The organism is Leisingera sp. CC-HEC096 (genome assembly GCF_059429235.1).
In genome coordinates this window covers 706,679-721,047 of the sequence record NZ_JCAIJS010000001.1, presented here as the reverse complement: position 1 = coordinate 721,047, position 14,369 = coordinate 706,679, and the positions used below count along the sequence as shown (strand labels likewise).

At 59.1% G+C, this 14,369-nt stretch carries 18 protein-coding genes; 8 read left to right on the top strand and 10 right to left on the bottom strand.

Features of this window, described 5'->3' with window-relative positions; all coding sequences use genetic code 11:
* The first annotated feature begins 173 nt into the window (after window positions 1-173).
* The 7 genes from rpsF (at window position 174) to AC5STI_RS03595 (ending at window position 4,065) form a co-directional block, all read left to right on the top strand.
* Window positions 174-527: a 30S ribosomal protein S6 gene (gene rpsF, locus AC5STI_RS03625; protein WP_027237802.1), complete on the top strand. Its 354-nt coding sequence runs from the start codon at window positions 174-176 to the stop codon at window positions 525-527.
* 28 nt (window positions 528-555) lie between these two features.
* A complete protein-coding gene (gene rpsR / locus AC5STI_RS03620) occupies window positions 556-783 on the top strand; it encodes a 30S ribosomal protein S18 (protein ID WP_005982441.1) in 228 nt (75 codons plus the stop codon).
* Between the two features lie 12 nt (window positions 784-795).
* On the top strand, window positions 796-1,410 hold the full coding sequence (gene rplI / locus AC5STI_RS03615; RefSeq protein WP_475051762.1) for a 50S ribosomal protein L9: 615 nt from the start codon (window positions 796-798) through the stop codon (window positions 1,408-1,410).
* Window positions 1,411-1,571: 161 nt separating this feature from the next.
* The gene (locus AC5STI_RS03610; protein ID WP_495445615.1) at window positions 1,572-1,778 is read left to right on the top strand and encodes a hypothetical protein; all 207 of its coding nucleotides are present in this window, start codon (window positions 1,572-1,574) and stop codon (window positions 1,776-1,778) included.
* Between the two features lie 506 nt (window positions 1,779-2,284).
* A complete protein-coding gene (locus tag AC5STI_RS03605) occupies window positions 2,285-2,755 on the top strand; it encodes a transglycosylase SLT domain-containing protein (protein WP_495445614.1) in 471 nt (156 codons plus the stop codon).
* A 162-nt stretch (window positions 2,756-2,917) separates the two neighbouring features.
* Window positions 2,918-3,385, top strand: a complete 468-nt coding sequence (locus AC5STI_RS03600; protein ID WP_495445613.1) for a hypothetical protein — start codon at window positions 2,918-2,920, stop codon at window positions 3,383-3,385.
* Complete coding sequence (locus AC5STI_RS03595; RefSeq protein WP_495445612.1) at window positions 3,382-4,065, top strand: HTTM domain-containing protein; 684 nt, start codon at window positions 3,382-3,384, stop codon at window positions 4,063-4,065. The genes AC5STI_RS03600 and AC5STI_RS03595 overlap by 4 nt, the downstream gene beginning before the upstream one ends.
* A 66-nt stretch (window positions 4,066-4,131) precedes the next feature.
* Here the strand turns inward: AC5STI_RS03595 and tig are convergent, their stop codons facing one another.
* The 3 genes from tig to AC5STI_RS03580 all read right to left on the bottom strand — a co-directional run bounded on the left by tig (window position 4,132) and on the right by AC5STI_RS03580 (window position 8,258).
* Window positions 4,132-5,463 (bottom strand): trigger factor, encoded by a 1,332-nt coding sequence (gene tig, locus AC5STI_RS03590; RefSeq protein ID WP_495445611.1) that lies wholly within the window; start codon window positions 5,461-5,463, stop codon window positions 4,132-4,134.
* A gap of 196 nt (window positions 5,464-5,659) precedes the next feature.
* Window positions 5,660-6,778, bottom strand: coding sequence for a porin (locus tag AC5STI_RS03585; protein ID WP_495445610.1), 1,119 nt, complete (start codon window positions 6,776-6,778; stop codon window positions 5,660-5,662).
* Window positions 6,779-7,142: 364 nt separating this feature from the next.
* On the bottom strand, window positions 7,143-8,258 hold the full coding sequence (locus tag AC5STI_RS03580) for a porin (RefSeq protein WP_495445609.1): 1,116 nt from the start codon (window positions 8,256-8,258) through the stop codon (window positions 7,143-7,145).
* A gap of 345 nt (window positions 8,259-8,603) precedes the next feature.
* Between AC5STI_RS03580 and AC5STI_RS03575 the strand changes: the two genes are divergently transcribed.
* Window positions 8,604-8,849 carry a hypothetical protein gene (locus tag AC5STI_RS03575; RefSeq protein WP_495445608.1) on the top strand — a complete coding sequence of 82 codons (246 nt, stop codon included), beginning with the start codon at window positions 8,604-8,606 and terminating at the stop codon, window positions 8,847-8,849.
* Between the two features lie 23 nt (window positions 8,850-8,872).
* Here the strand turns inward: AC5STI_RS03575 and AC5STI_RS03570 are convergent, their stop codons facing one another.
* From AC5STI_RS03570 to AC5STI_RS03540, 7 genes are all read right to left on the bottom strand, one after another.
* Window positions 8,873-9,079 carry a hypothetical protein gene (locus tag AC5STI_RS03570; RefSeq protein WP_495445607.1) on the bottom strand — a complete coding sequence of 69 codons (207 nt, stop codon included), beginning with the start codon at window positions 9,077-9,079 and terminating at the stop codon, window positions 8,873-8,875.
* A gap of 15 nt (window positions 9,080-9,094) precedes the next feature.
* Window positions 9,095-9,493 (bottom strand): thermonuclease family protein, encoded by a 399-nt coding sequence (locus AC5STI_RS03565; protein ID WP_495445606.1) that lies wholly within the window; start codon window positions 9,491-9,493, stop codon window positions 9,095-9,097.
* Window positions 9,494-9,516: 23 nt separating this feature from the next.
* Entirely contained in the window at window positions 9,517-9,972 is a 456-nt protein-coding gene (locus AC5STI_RS03560) for a hypothetical protein (RefSeq protein WP_495445605.1), read from the bottom strand.
* Between the two features lie 39 nt (window positions 9,973-10,011).
* Window positions 10,012-10,359 (bottom strand): hypothetical protein, encoded by a 348-nt coding sequence (locus AC5STI_RS03555; RefSeq protein ID WP_495445604.1) that lies wholly within the window; start codon window positions 10,357-10,359, stop codon window positions 10,012-10,014.
* A 42-nt stretch (window positions 10,360-10,401) separates the two neighbouring features.
* Complete coding sequence (locus AC5STI_RS03550; RefSeq protein ID WP_495445603.1) at window positions 10,402-10,845, bottom strand: hypothetical protein; 444 nt, start codon at window positions 10,843-10,845, stop codon at window positions 10,402-10,404.
* 11 nt (window positions 10,846-10,856) lie between these two features.
* Entirely contained in the window at window positions 10,857-11,519 is a 663-nt protein-coding gene (locus tag AC5STI_RS03545; RefSeq protein ID WP_495445602.1) for a recombinase family protein, read from the bottom strand.
* Between the two features lie 331 nt (window positions 11,520-11,850).
* Window positions 11,851-14,337, bottom strand: a complete 2,487-nt coding sequence (locus tag AC5STI_RS03540) for a tetratricopeptide repeat protein (RefSeq protein ID WP_495445601.1) — start codon at window positions 14,335-14,337, stop codon at window positions 11,851-11,853.
* Window positions 14,338-14,369 lie beyond the last annotated feature (32 nt).

Below are 14,369 nucleotides of genomic sequence, written 5' to 3'. Positions count from 1 at the left end.
CGGCCCGGCACTGGCGGCGGCGGAGGCCGCTTTTGCCTTGCTCTTTGCGCCTCAGCCTGTATAGGGGGCCTGCTTCCGCGACACTTTCGATCCGCGCAGCCTCTCGTGACCGGGCAGCGGAAGCATCAGATGCCCCGTCTATGAAATGCGCCTAGACACAAACAGGAGTTCGCATGCCACTCTATGAGCATGTCATGATTGCGCGTCAGGACCTGTCCAACTCGCAAGCAGAAGGCCTCATCGAACACTTCGGTGCTGTTCTGTCCGACAACGGCGGCAAGCTGGTCGACCAGGAGTACTGGGGCGTCAAGACCATGGCCTACAAGATCAACAAGAACCGCAAGGGCCACTATGCCTTCCTGCGCACCGACGCACCCGCGTCTGCCGTTCAGGAAATGGAGCGCCTGATGCGTCTGCATGACGACGTGATGCGCGTCCTGACCATCAAGGTCGACGAGCACGCCGAGGGCCCTTCGGTCCAGATGCAGAAGCGCGACGAACGCGACGGCCGTCGCGAGCGCCGCTGATCAACGCTTGAGAAAAGGACGCTAAATCATGGCAGCCAAACCGTTTTTCCGCCGCCGCAAGGTTTGCCCGTTCTCGGGCGACAACGCGCCGAAGATCGACTACAAAGACACCCGTCTGCTGCAGCGCTACATCTCTGAGCGCGGCAAGATCGTGCCTTCGCGCATCACCGCCGTTTCGGCCAAGAAGCAGCGTGAGCTGGCCCGTGCTATCAAGCGCGCCCGCTTCCTCGCCCTGCTGCCCTACGCCGTGAAGTAAGGAGATAAGCAGATGCAAGTTATCCTTCTTGAGCGCGTTGCAAAGCTGGGCCAGATGGGCGACGTCGTCGACGTGAAGCCCGGTTACGCCCGCAACTTCCTGCTGCCGCAGGGCAAGGCAAAGACCGCATCCGAAGCCAACATCGCTTCCTTCGAAGCCCAGAAAGCGCAGCTGGAAGCGCGCAACCTGGAGACCAAGAAAGAAGCCGAGGCTCTGGCAGAGAAGCTGGACGGCCAGCAGTTCATCGTGATTCGCTCCGCATCGGACGCGGGCGCGCTGTACGGCTCGGTCACCCCGCGCGACGCAGCTGACGCTGCAACTGCGGACGGCTTCTCGGTCGACAAGAAACAGGTCGCCCTGATCCACCCGATCAAGGAACTGGGCCTGCATTCCGTCGCCGTGAAACTGCACCCGGAAGTGGAAGTCGAAATCAAGCTGAACGTGGCCCGCTCCCAAGAGGAAGCGGAGCTGCAGGCATCGGGCAAATCGATCCAGGAGCTGGCCGCCGAAGAGGAAGCCGCTGCTGAATTCGAGATCTCCGAGCTGTTCGACGACATCGGCTCCGCGGCGTCCGACGAGGACGAAGCACCGGCAGCCGAAGCCGCTGGCGACGAAGAAACCAACTGATCCCTTCTCGGGTCAGAGGAAATCGGGAAAGGCCGTCCTTCGGGGCGGCCTTTTCTGTTTCAGGCGGCCACTCCTAAAAGCCGCGCTAAGTTTTATGGAAATGCACAACCGCCATAAACCTCCCGTTTGCCGTTCCTTGCCAGCATCGCAACGGGATCAGAATGGAGGGGACAGACGTGGATGACGACCTGGAGCGTGAGGAGCTGGCGCTGCGCCGGCGGCTGCTGTTCCGGCTGCTGCGCGGGCACCGGTTCGACCGGCCGGACTTCAGAACCGAGGCGATTGCGGAGATCGTGCCCAAGGGCCTGATTGCGCCGGGCAGCGGCCTGTTTGAGGCGTTGAACAAGCCCAGCCGCGCGTCCGGCTGATTTCGCGGAAACCGGAGGCGGGTGAAGCAGTGAAGCCTTAGCTGCCCCCTTCCAGGCCCCCGCCGAAACCGCTGCTGCCGGGGATGGACGGAGGTGAGATCCAGACGCCTTGCGCCGCGCCAAACATAGGTCGGTTTCTTGCTTTCAAAGACAGGCCGGCCTGCGCTTGCCGGGGGTTATCGGGACCGCGGAAAATTGGGAAACAGCCGCGGTCCCTTCTGCCCGATGCGGTCAGATGCCCCACAGGCGTGAGGGGCGATCTGCCTGAGGGTCGTGTTGCCTCAATGCGCATACCCAATATGTAGTGGATAACCATATTTAACAAATGTCTAATATTTAAAGTTTGATGAACCAGGCCGAAATTCGCAAAAACCGTCAGAAGCCGGCGGAAACCCCCTCCTGATCTGGCGATTCCCCGCCGGTTGCGCCGGGCTATGCCACAGCCCGTCTTGCAGCCCGGGGCCGTGCAGCTAGGCTGGCCGCGTGTAACAATATGCGGAGGCCGCATGTCGCGCCGGACCACACTGATCTTATTTTTTGCAGCCGCAGTTCTGGCTGCCTGCGGAAGCACCGCCTCCCCACCGGAGGTGACACGGTACAATCCGCCGCTCCATCCCAATGAAACGCCTGAACTGCGGCAGCAGATCAACTATTGGGCAGACCACTACGAGGTCCCGCGCAGCCTGGTGCACCGGCTGGCGGTGCGCGAAAGCACCCACCGCCCGCACGCGGTGAACCGTCCATATTACGGGCTGCTGCAGATCCTTCCCGCCACGGCGCGCTCGATGGGTTTCGAGGGCCAGCCCAAGGAACTGCTGGACGCGGACACCAACCTGCAGTTTTCCGTCAAATACCTGCGCGGCGCCTGGCTGCTCGCCGATGGCAGCCAGGACATGGCCGTCAAGCATTACTCCCGCGGCTATTATTTTGAGGCCAAACGCCGCGGTATGCTCAAGGAAACCGGCCTGCGTCCCTGAGACGGTTGAGCCGCAGCCCGCAGCGCCCCGCAGGGGCGCTGCCCGGCCCAACGGGGCGCCGGCAGCTTCCGCAGGAAGGTGCCGAGGACGGGCGGGAGCATTTCGCTTTCGATCTGGTGGCATTTTAGCAGAATTCTAACCGGCGCCCGCTTTACTGGCGTGATGCTGACCCTGTTCAAACTGCTGCTGCCAGCACTGATGCCATCCTGGCGCTTTTTCAAATCGGTGGACCCGTCGCCAAGGGTCGAATGGCGGCTGCTGGACAGTGCGTCCGGCGCTCCCCAGCAATGGCGCGAATTCCGGCCGCGCCCGCAGCGGCTGAGCCTGCTGGCGGTGGCCGGGCGGATGCTGTGGAATGCGCGCTGGAACGAAAGCCTGTTTATGGTCAGCTGTGCCGAACGGCTGACGCTGGCGCCAACCGAACACAGCCAGCAGGAAATCCTGCGGCGGATTGCGGCTGACCTGCAGCGTGCGCTGCCGCCCGGTGCTCTCCTGCCCTATCTGCAGTTCCGCCTCGTCTTTCTGGATCGCGGTGAGGACGGCCGGCTGGTCAAGGCAGTCACCTATCAGTCCGAACCGCAGCTGATGGCCGGCCTCTCCGCCCAAGCCGCACAACAGGCCGCCGCATGAGCCTTGAGCTGGCCCTGCGCACCACCGAGGTGCTGCTGGCGCTCGCCTTCCTGCAGCAAAGCGCTGAACATCTGGCGGGTTTCCGCGATGAGCAGATCCTGCACGGCCCCCGGTTGCTGCTGGCCGGGCTGCTGCTGTTCGGGATCGCCACGCCTTGGGTGCTGCTGGGACTGGTGATCCTGGGGCTGTTGCTGCTGCAGCGGTTTCAGGGGCCGTATAATGGCGGCAGCGACAAGATGAGCCTGCTGATCCTCTGCTGTCTGACTGCGGCCCGCTGGCTGCCGTCAGAGCAATGGCAGGAGTATGCCCTTGCCTATCTCGCAGGACAGCTGGTCATTTGCTATTTCATCTCCGGCCAGGTGAAGATTGTGAACCCGGAGTGGCGCTCTGGATGCGCGCTGCAGGACGTGTTCCGTTTTTCAGCCTACCCCGTCAGCGAGGGCCTCCGCAGCCTTGCAGACCGCCCCAGGCTGCTGTGGATGATGGGCTGGGCGGTGATGCTGTTCGAAGTGCTGTTCCCGCTCGCCCTGTTCAGCCAAGAGGCGCTGGTGGTGGCGCTGTTCACCGCGGCGCTGTTCCATCTCGCCAATGCCTGCCTGTTCGGACTGAACCGGTTTTTCTGGACCTGGCTGGCGGCCTACCCGTCGCTGCTGTGGCTGCAGGAGCGGGTGGTTCTTTGACCGGGCCAAGCACGAAAAAGGCCGCCCATCAGGCGGCCTTTCCGTAATCTGGCTAGAGGGAGAGGATTACTCCTCTTCCAGCTCCTCAACCGCCTTCTGCAGCTCGTCCTTGGAGACTTCCTTCTCCTCGACTTTGGCTTGCTCGACGATGTGGTCGACAACCTTGTCTTCGAAGATCGGCGCGCGCAGCTGCTGCTGCATCTGGGCGTTCTGCTGGATGAACTCGAAGAACTGGCGTTCCTGGCCCGGGTACTGGCGTGCTTGCTGCATGATCGCCTGGGTCATCTCGGCGTCGGTCACTTCGACCTCGGCTTTCTGGCCCAGCTCGGCCAGCAGCAGGCCCAAGCGCACGCGGCGCTCGGCCAGCTTGACGTGCTCTTCGGTCGGCTCGATCTCGCCGTGGTCGTGGCCCTGCACTTCCGGGTTGTCCTCGTGCCACAGCTGATGCGCGATCTGCTTGGCTTCGGCGTCGACCAGCGACGGCGGCAGGTCGAAGGAGACCAGGCCGTCCAGCTTGTCCAGCAGCGCGCGCTTCATCACGGCGCGGGCGGCGCCGGCGTATTCGGCTTCCAGACGCTCCGAGATCTGCGCTTTCAGACCATCCAGGTCTTCGGCACCGAATTTCTTGGCCAGCTCGTCGTCGATCTCAGCCGCTTTCGGAGCTTTCACTTCCTTGACGGTGCAGGAGAACACGGCTTCCTTACCGGCCAGGTGCTCGGCCTGGTACTCTTCCGGGAAGGAGACGGTCACGTCTTTTTCTTCACCGGCTTTGGTGCCGACCAGCTGCTCTTCGAAGCCGGGGATGAAGGAGTTGGAGCCCAGCACCAGCGGGTAGTCGTCGCCTGCGCCGCCGTCAAAGGCTTCGCCGTCGATCTTGCCGACGAAGTCGATCACGACCTGGTCGCCGTCTTCGGCTGCTGCGCCTTCTTCGCGGGCTTCGAATTCCTTGGCGGTTTCCGCCAGGTTGTTCAGTGCTTCGGTGACGGCTTCGTCTTCAGCCTTCACAACCAGCTTTTCCAGCTCGACGCCGGAGAAGTCGACTTCGGGGATTTCCGGCAGTGCCTCATAGGACATCTCGACGTTGACGTCGTCGCCTTCTTTCCAGTCTTCGTTGGTCATCTTGACGTCGGGCTGCAGTGCCGGACGGTCGCCGCTGTCCTCGAAATGCTTGTTCATGGCGCCGTCGACGGCTTCCTGCATGGCTTCGCCCATCAGGCGCTGGCCGAACTGCTTTTTCAGCAGCGCCATCGGCACCTTGCCCTTGCGGAAACCCTTCATTTCGATTTCCGGCTGCGCTTCGACCAGCTTTTCGTTGACCTTCTCGTCCAGCTCAGCAGCGGTGACGGTAATGGCGTAGCCGCGTTTCAGACCTTCGTTCAGCGTCTCGGTGACCTGCATCCTATTCCCCATAGAGATTCGGGGCGCGTGCGCGCAGGCGCCCCCAGACAATTTGCGGTCTTCTATTTCCCCCGGCGCGGCGGCGCAAGGGGGATTGCCCCTTTCCTGCGTAATCCCGCGGATTTCCGGGGCCGCGAACGAAAAACACGCCCGCAAAGGGGCGTGTTTCCGTTCCAGAAACCGAGGGAGTCGCGGTTCAGAACTTCCAGCGGGCACCGGCCAGGATGACGTTTGCATCCTGGTAGCTGGTGGCGCTGGTGTCGGCATAGGAGTAGTCGCGGTAGGCCAGGTAGGTTTCGACGTTGTAGGCGTCGATCTTCTGGACCGCAGCCACGCCCCAGGACTCGGCGCTGTCGCCGGCGGTGACCATGTCGGAGCCGTCATAGTAGTCCACCGAGAAGGAGGTGGAACCGGCCGCGATCAGATCCGCCGAATAACCCAGCTTGGCGTAGGCATAGCTGCCCGCAATGTCGCGCTCGCCTGCGGCCACGTTCAGCGACAGGCCGGTGGCCTTGTGCAGAACCGCAAAGGAGCCGGAGATGTCGCGGGTGTCTTCCTCGCCGGTTTCTTCGGTCCAGGAGGCGCCGATGCCGGTGTCGATGGCAAAGCCTGCGGCATCGTCGTTGGCCCAACGCACCGCCACGTCATAGCTTTCGCGGTCGTTTGCGTCCTTCAGCACGTCGGTGCCCCAGGAGGTCGAGAGGGTGAAGCCCCCGAATTCCGGGGAGTCGTAGCGGATGCGGCCCAGGCGGCTGCCGTCCAGATCGGTGAAGGCATCACCGATATCGATGCTGCTGAGCGCGCCTGCACCGGTGCGGAAGGCATAGCCTCCGGCTGAGTCCGCGACCGAATTGGAGGCGCCAAGCCCGGTGCCGGAGAAGTCAGCACCGGTGATGCCGTCGGTCGCCATCGAGCCCTGACCCGCCGAGAAGCCGCCATAGCGGGCAGTGTCGAACTGGAAGTCGACGTGGCGGATGTTGGTGCGGTCCCAGCTGAGGTTGTCGCCGGTTGAGGTCTGGCTGACCCCGTCCGAGGAGCGGAAGCCGAAGGCGGTTTCAAAATTGAACCGCAGGGTGTTCTCACCGTACGCCTGCTCCAGCCAGAAACCGATGCGCGAGTTGGAGGCCGCGTTGTCGGTCAGGCGGTTGAAGTCCTGTTCCCCGTCGTCAAACGACTGGTAGGCTGGATTGAACTGTCCGTACCAGCGGAAGCTGCCGCCGGTGTCGTTGGTGTACGTGGGGCCTGCAAATGCCGGGGCTGCCAGGGCCGCTGCCAGCGACGCCGCGCCGGCACGTGCTGCAAATTTTTTGCTCATTATTCTGAGTCTCCTGTTCCGTCGGCGGCGTGCCTCTCCATCCCTGAGACCGCTGCCGGGGGACTGGGTATCATGCAGATTTCGGCAGCTTCAGGGTTGAAAAACCGGGCTGCTGCCCAGCAAATCAGATAAGCGGAAATCCGCTCAGCAAGATCCCGCCCAGGCGATAAACCGCCTTCTTTCAACGCTTTGAGTGAAGCGCTTCACATTCACCCGGCTTGTTTCGTCAGAGGTGCCATGCGGTTTGCGCAACCCTGCGCCGGCGCGCAGAAACCCATTCATTCCTGCACAGCCCAATACGCCGCCAGGCACAAAAAAACGCCCGGGAGATCCAGGGCGTTTTCGAGGTCTGTCTCCGGCGCCGTCAGAATTTCCAGCGCGCGCCCAGAACCCAGGTCGTCAGATCCTGGTAGGTCGCTGCGGCATCTTCGTATTCATACTCCTGATAGGTCAGGTAAATGTCGGTATTGAGGGTCTCGACCTTCTGCACCGCGCCAATCCCCCAGCCTTTGGCGGTCGAACCGGTGACATTGAAATCCTCACCGTCATAGTAGTGCACCCCAATGCCGGTTTTGCCCCAGGCCAGCCATTCGTCCTCATACGCGATCTTGGCATAGTAATAGCTCGGGTCGCTGGCGCCTGCCGCGTCGTTGTCCCGGGTGCCGCCCGCAACCGTGAAGCTGATGCCGTTGTCCAGCAGCACCGAGGCCGCCCCCAGCACGTCCGACCGGTCGGTGCCGGCATCTTCACGCACCTGATAGGCCAGGGATGCGCTGAATTCGGCAGAGCCCAGTTCCTGCCCGTAAAACAGGCCGATGTCATAATAGTCGGCATCATCCGAAGAGGAGAGCACGTTCTGCCCCCAGGCGATCCCAGCGGAAAACCCGTTGAAGTCCGGCGTGTCATAGCGGATGCGGCCGCGCCGGGAGCCGTCCAGATTGTCGAAAGCATTGACCAGTGCAGGCCCGGTCAGCGCCCCCGTGGTGTCGCGGAACAGAAATCCGGCGTTGGAATCCACGGTATAGGAATAGAGCGCAGCGCCCACATAGGAGAGATCCGTCTCAGCCGCGCCATCCGCCGCCATGCTGCCCTGCCCCGCTGAGAATTTGCCCCAGCTCCCTTCCAGCCAGAAGTCCACATGACGCAGATCCGCACGTGTCCAGCCGCTGTAGTTCGACCCGAACTGATTGACTTCGGTCGAATTCGGAAAGCCCAGCCCGGTTTCGAAGCGGAAGCCGAAGGTGTTGCTGCCAAAGGGCTGGATCAGCCGCAGCCCCACCCGGGAGCGGGACAGGTCATTGTCCAGCACATTCGTCTCTGTCTGCTGCCCGTCATCGACCGAGATAATGGCCGGGTTCAATTGCCCATAGATCTCAACGTAGCCGCCGGAATTGTTGGTGTATTTTAGTTCAGCTGCCGCAGGCTGCCCTAGGACACAAAACCCCGCCGCCGCGCTGAGAAAATGATGAAGACGTGGCATGGCTATCTCCCTCAGCAGAATATTCGGAAAATCTCACCCGGCAGGTAGCCCGCTGATCATTCCGGGCAAGGATCCGTCAATGGCCGCCAGGCCGCGAACGCCCCTGCCCGCGCGCTATCCGCGACCAGCCTTGCCACCGCGGCGAAGAAAACAAAATCCGCATTCTTTAGAGAGGTGGTGCGGGTGAAGGGACTTGAACCCCCACGCCTTGCGGCGCCAGAACCTAAAACTAACGAACAATCAATGATTTCAACGAACATAGCCTGAAAGTTTTATAGGACATTGCAAGAACGGAGCGTGAAAGTATAAAACGGAACAAACCAAGGACAAACTTCACCCCCTCACATGCGCGCCAAAGACTACCTACTGCCGACGGTTGAAATCTGTTGCAACTATTGCAGCCGGTATGGGCGCTATAAGAAAGAGCGGTTTGTGGAGATCGTCGGAAGCGAAACGGAGCTGCCCCAGGCACTCAGCATCATTGCCGCCGACTGCCCGGAAGATCGCGCAACCCCCGACAACATGCACGGCCGCTGCCGCCCCTACTACGCGCAGAATTGGTGGAGCGCCGGGAGCAAAGCACCGGGCTAGCCCCCTCGCGCTCCCGATATGGATCAAATGAACAGACCCAACACCTGATTTGCTTCAGCTTCTATGATTGCCAACTTCAGACTGGGTCCAGATGGAAAGTGCACTCTAAGCAATACGTTTCCGTCTCCACCACCAGCTGTGATCTGCACCCAAGTTACCTGTTCCCTGTTTATTCGAACCTCGCTGATTTCTTTCGGGAGGTACTTTTTCTCAATAACAATCACCACCATTCTCCCTTGATGCACTTACCGACAATAACTGGCCCGGCGGATCCGCGACTTCGCTGCTGAGGTTTCAAGATGCCGATAGCGCCCACCAGAGTACCGCCGGCAGTCCAGAGCGTAGCCCGCAGCAATAACGGCCGCCCCGATATCCACCCCATCAGCATAGCAGAAGCCGACGTATCGGTCATGGGATCGCTCGCCGTTCAATGTGCACTCGACCGTTCTGTTGGCCAAGTAATTCACCATCCAACGACGGGCGTCCTTACCAGCGCCGGTGTCCAGTTCTGGAGCGTCCACCCCCTGCAAGCGAACCGGCGTACCGCTCACCACGATGGTGTCAGCATCGCGCACCTTCACCCCGCCCGCCCAAAGGGGCGTCGCAAGTACCACGAATGCCAGCATGAACAATGCGAGTCGCACACCTGGCTCCTTAGTTGGACCCGTCAGCACTGCTGCAAAACGGGTTTCTGAAATACCGGCCAACTCCCCAAAACTTTCTCGGCAGCTGTATTAATGTCGAACTTCACCCCAATCATTGTATCGCTGCCCGCCTCGTAAATGACGCGAAAGTAGACGTTACCCAACTCCGGTGAGTTAAGCACAATGAAATGTTCGATGTAGAGGTCTCCGACATTGGCAATTTCGGCAACCTTTCCGCTAGCAAAGTCCTCGGGCAACGTCGCGAAGAAAGGGGCAACTTCCCCAAATTTCGCATCATCCATAGTGCTCATAATCTCGCGAAACGCTGTTAATGCACCGGATCTATTGTCCAAAAAGGACGAGACCAAACCGCAAGATAGCTCTGTCGCGCTAGCACTCAACGCTGGACGTACCAACGAAAAACACAGCATAGCGCCGAGAAAAGTTGCTCTAAAGAAATTGGATCTGAAAACAATCATACTGCCTCCTTTTCTGGACAAATCAGTGGATGTCATCAGTCACATTGAGCGCTTGTATTCACCGTATGGAGCGACCGTTTTCACACGGTAAAGGTGATCCTCCCCATCACTAACAATGTTGACATAGGACCCGATGTCTACCGTGCGGTGAGAAGCGTAAATGTCGCACTTCTCAAACCTATCATCATCACGATCATGCGGATCATCTGAGTTGTCGCCGTAGTCCAGGCGGCCGTCTCGGTACAGTACAAATGGGACAACATCAGGCTGGTTCGCACCAAATTTCCCAACTATCCCAAAAGTCGGCAGCTCAAACACTGCTCGGTTGGTTTGATCTAGTATAACATCGATCGTTACGGTTAGCTCACCTGACAGAGCAATATCCACGGGTATTAGAACCACTCGACAAATTTTCAATTAAAATACTCCTTACTTGGACTCTAGGCCAGCAAGCAATTTGATCGCTCGCATCCGCACTTCGTCTGCCTGCCCTGTCGGATTTAGGTCTCTCGCTGCCTCAACGGCAATGTCATATCGGCCATCAGTAAGAGCCTGCTCGATTGTCATGTGAAGAGCATCTTGACGCATACTTTGGTTCCAGAATCTCTCTGTTATGGCCATCATTTGCTCTGCGTTCTGTTCCTCCGGATTGATTGGAGGTTGTCTCACCATCACACCTGCCAAGAAATGAGGCAAAGAAGTGAAAAGCCACAGTAGCGCCAGCATTGCCGCCGGGACAATAACCAACGCCAGCACTGCACGAATACGCTCCCCAATTGGGTCCTGCTCACTGGCACCAGCGGCCTTGTAAAGCCCTAGAACAGCCGTCGCCAATACGATGACCTGCGTTACCAACTCATTGGTTAGAACCAATTCTCACCTCCTTACTCAGACTCATCATCCTGGGGCGTATCGCCTCCGCGGCCATCATCCCATTCCTTCTGCCAAGCATAGTACGCCGCCCGACTGACCGGCGGCCCCGGCATATCCCTGACCTTGTGGAACACGGTCATTCCGCGCTCACCCATCTGCAGCATCATGTCGGCCACCTCGACACGTTCTTCCGTCATGGCAACCGGTCGGCCAGGCTTTTCGCCCCGCGCCTTGGCGCGTTCGATCCCAGCCTTGGTGCGCTCAACAATCAGGTTGCGCTCCAACTCGGCAACATCGCCCATCATCTGCAGCATCGCCTTGCCCATCGGGGTTGTCACGTCCACCCGCTCAGTCAGGCTGAAGAACGATATCCCGCTCTGCTCAAGCATATTCAGCACCTCAAGTATGCCCTCTAGCGTGCGCCCGAGGCGGTCGAGCTTCCAAACCACGAACTCGGTCCCGGGGTGCTGTGCATACCGCAGCGCCTTTATGAATTGGGGCCGCTTCATGGTCCCGCCGCTGGCCCGGTCCACGAAAATCAGCTCTTCCGGAACGCCGTAATCCTTGAGCGCCTGGATCTGCATGTCTGGGTTCTGATCCGCGGTCGAAACCCGGGCATAGCCGATCTTCCGAATGGGCTCTTTCTTGGATTCGGACACTGCTTTCTTACTCAAAATCCTGCCTCACGCGCCCAATCTGGACACAATTTCTGGATAAGGCAACCTGCGCGGTATCAGCCTTCCCTTTTCTCTCCCCCTGCGCGGTGCAAACGCTTGTCTCGGCGAATCCAAAACTGCACGGCCCGAGCGACTGCTATGCCGGACCAAGCCGTCGTTCGCTGCAGGCGCAGCTTGGACGTCCCCTCGTATCTGCTTCGCGCGTCATAGCGACCTTTGCAAAACTACATTCCGTGCGGCGCTGCATAGCGGTGTGGAGCGCCGCTCTCTCTCCACTTGCACTCAAATGTTACGCAAGTGTAGCGAGATCCGGCCCGTAATCTCGGTTTCAAAAGTTCTTTTGATTGAGCTTTTCGAACGCAGCCAACATAGGTTCCAACAGTTCTTTATCTGGCGCTTCACCCAATTCTGAACAGGCCTCTAAATAGTTGCGGTAAAGCTTGTCAGCCAAATGCGCAAAGGCCTTCGGCGAGTGAAGAAAGAGGGGGGCGACAAGAGTGATTGCTTCATGCAGGCTTACATATGCCTCTTTCCGCATATCCATAACTCGATGTATTTGAGACATGGTTCCGAGTGAACTGGCTAAATTCTTATTGAAGGCCTCCGGGCGCGCCTCGGCAAGCTGGCGGAATAGGCAAACCGCCTCTCGAGCCGCAGTGAGTGCTGCCTTGTGATGGCCAAGAGCATAGCTCCTATTGGAAAGACCGTTCAGGGACATGGCCAGATCCGGTGTGAAATCCCCTTGGCGTGTGGCGACAAGCTGGCGTCTCAGATCAACCGCCTCCTGAGCCATTGGAAGCGCCTCTTTGTGATGGCCAAGACTCGAGAGTATATTGGAAAGGCTGTTCAGGGACATGGCTAGGTCCGGATTGAAATCCTCCGGGCAGGCCTCGGCAAGCTGGCGGAATAGTCCAACCGCCTCTTTTGCCGCAGTGAGCGCTCCCATGTAATTGTCAAGACTTACGAGCCTATAGGCAAGGTTGTTCAGGGATCCGGCCAAATTCGGAGTGAAGTCCTCCGGGCGCGTGGCCACAAGCTGGCGTCTCAGATCGACCGCCTCCTGAGTCGCAGAGAGCGCCGCTTTGTGATGGCCAAGATTAGAAAGTGTATTGCCAAGGGTGGTCAGGGACGCGGCCAGGTTCGGAGTGAAATCCTCTGGGCGCGCCGCTGCAAGCTGGCGGTTTAACTCAACCGCCTCTTGAACCGCAGCGAACGCCGCATTGTGTTGGCCAAGATCATTGAGCCTATTAGCAAGGTCGTTCAACACCCCCGCGCGAGTACCCGTCTTCAAATTCGGATGGCCGAGGGCAATTGATGTTACAACAACAGAAAATTCGCGAAGGGAGACCGTGAAATGAGGAAGTCGCGCTGCAAGCTGGATCGCCAAAGGGGGGGCAATTGAGTTCTCTTGCATCCAGTCAGCTGCAAGCTTACCCAGAGGTTCCCCAAGGGATGACGCGTGCTTGCAAATGGCATTCAATTTGCTCTCTGGGTCCTGCCGTAAGATTGCGTCGAGAAGTTGAGCTGCACTTTTTTCATCTCTTCGAGCCAGCCAGGTAATGCGGGTCAAGGCAGATAGGATTTGTGCGTTGTTTTGCGCGGGGCAAAGTGCGTGGTTGCCCAGATATTTCACGGCCTCGTCGCCGAGGAGGTCCAGCCCAACCCCTTCGACAGCTCCGTCCGGGTGCGGATAGAGTTCAGAAATGGTTCGAACCAAGGCCGTTTTCGCTGCTTGGCTCTGATCCGCAAGAAGTGGGATGTTCGAAACAAGCTCAAGGCCTTCGTTAATATCAGCAATCGCCCCTTGTAGCCCGTAAAGCGTCAGCGTGGCTGCGACCAGTTCTTGTGCGTTCTGTTCTAGCAATAGTTCCGGCACATGGTATTGGCGTGCAGTCTTTTCCCAATAGCTTCGCTCGTGATCGAGAACACGTTTTAGAATGCTCTCGTCCGTCGAAGTGGAAATGCTCTCCTCATCTGTTGCGGCAAGCAACGCCGCAAGAGACAGAAGCCCACAATCCGGTGTCAGGTCGTTGGGGAAGGTTCTTGCATGCGCAGGAACGCCCAGATCCTCACAGGCAGCTTCAAAGAATGCTCTGGGGTCAGGAACAAAATCCAAGGCCTCGTCATGAATTTCGACGACAGCACGGTCGCGCAAATCAGAGTCGCGCAGAAGCGCGTCAAAAACTTCGGTACGCTGACGTGCAATGAGAACAATGCGCGTCAACTCCTGCCGTCCAGAATCCATGGCCTCTAAAGCAGCCTTGAGGAGACCGGTAATGTGCTTTCTTGATCGGCCTTCGGCATAATCAACAATCAGGCACAGATCATTCCTTGAGGCGAATGGAACCGACAATGGACCATTGAAGTCGGAGGCATCGGCTTTGGCCAGCTTCTCAAGGTCTAGAAAACCTGCAGACCAACTGCCTTGTGTCTGGCCCGGTCGCACAGGCCCATTGTCGCGCAGGCTGCCCGCTAGTTCGACCATAAGGCGTGTTTTTCCCCGCCCCGAGCCCCCGGTTACAAGACGGACTGATAGCTTTTTGCTTGAATCACCGCACCAAGCTCGGAAAGAAGCGATTTCAGGTTCCCTAAATCTAAAACCGACAGCCTGATACATCGGCCGTAGCTTTCCAGCACCGACAAGATCAGGCGGTGCAACACTCCGAGGATCTTGTAGAATTTTCTCGTGGGTAAGGCGATCAAGCGCAAGTTGCTGCGTTGCTGGGTCCGTGAAAAGTTTGGCGATGTCTCCAAATCCGAAAACTCCCGCAACCGCGCTCCCAGAATGAAGCGCTCGCTCCAAGAAACCTGCCATTGCGGGGTCCTTTCCTTCAACATTCTGCAGCA

Bases quoted from the DNA above. Each gene is read 5' to 3' on its own strand.
- rpsR (WP_005982441.1), top strand. From the start codon at position 556: ATGGCAGCCAAACCGTTTTTCCGCCGCCGCAAGGTTTGCCCGTTCTCG.
- AC5STI_RS03585 (WP_495445610.1), bottom strand. From the start codon at position 6,778: ATGAGCAAAAAATTTGCAGCACGTGCCGGCGCGGCGTCGCTGGCAGCG.
- AC5STI_RS03575 (WP_495445608.1), top strand. From the start codon at position 8,604: ATGCGCGCCAAAGACTACCTACTGCCGACGGTTGAAATCTGTTGCAAC.
- tig (WP_495445611.1), bottom strand. From the start codon at position 5,463: ATGCAGGTCACCGAGACGCTGAACGAAGGTCTGAAACGCGGCTACGCC.
- AC5STI_RS03570 (WP_495445607.1), bottom strand. From the start codon at position 9,079: ATGGTGGTGATTGTTATTGAGAAAAAGTACCTCCCGAAAGAAATCAGC.
- rpsF (WP_027237802.1), top strand. From the start codon at position 174: ATGCCACTCTATGAGCATGTCATGATTGCGCGTCAGGACCTGTCCAAC.
- AC5STI_RS03580 (WP_495445609.1), bottom strand. From the start codon at position 8,258: ATGCCACGTCTTCATCATTTTCTCAGCGCGGCGGCGGGGTTTTGTGTC.
- AC5STI_RS03560 (WP_495445605.1), bottom strand. From the start codon at position 9,972: ATGATTGTTTTCAGATCCAATTTCTTTAGAGCAACTTTTCTCGGCGCT.
- AC5STI_RS03540 (WP_495445601.1), bottom strand. From the start codon at position 14,337: ATGGCAGGTTTCTTGGAGCGAGCGCTTCATTCTGGGAGCGCGGTTGCG.
- AC5STI_RS03605 (WP_495445614.1), top strand. From the start codon at position 2,285: ATGTCGCGCCGGACCACACTGATCTTATTTTTTGCAGCCGCAGTTCTG.
- rplI (WP_475051762.1), top strand. From the start codon at position 796: ATGCAAGTTATCCTTCTTGAGCGCGTTGCAAAGCTGGGCCAGATGGGC.
- AC5STI_RS03610 (WP_495445615.1), top strand. From the start codon at position 1,572: ATGGAGGGGACAGACGTGGATGACGACCTGGAGCGTGAGGAGCTGGCG.
- AC5STI_RS03595 (WP_495445612.1), top strand. From the start codon at position 3,382: ATGAGCCTTGAGCTGGCCCTGCGCACCACCGAGGTGCTGCTGGCGCTC.
- AC5STI_RS03600 (WP_495445613.1), top strand. From the start codon at position 2,918: ATGCTGACCCTGTTCAAACTGCTGCTGCCAGCACTGATGCCATCCTGG.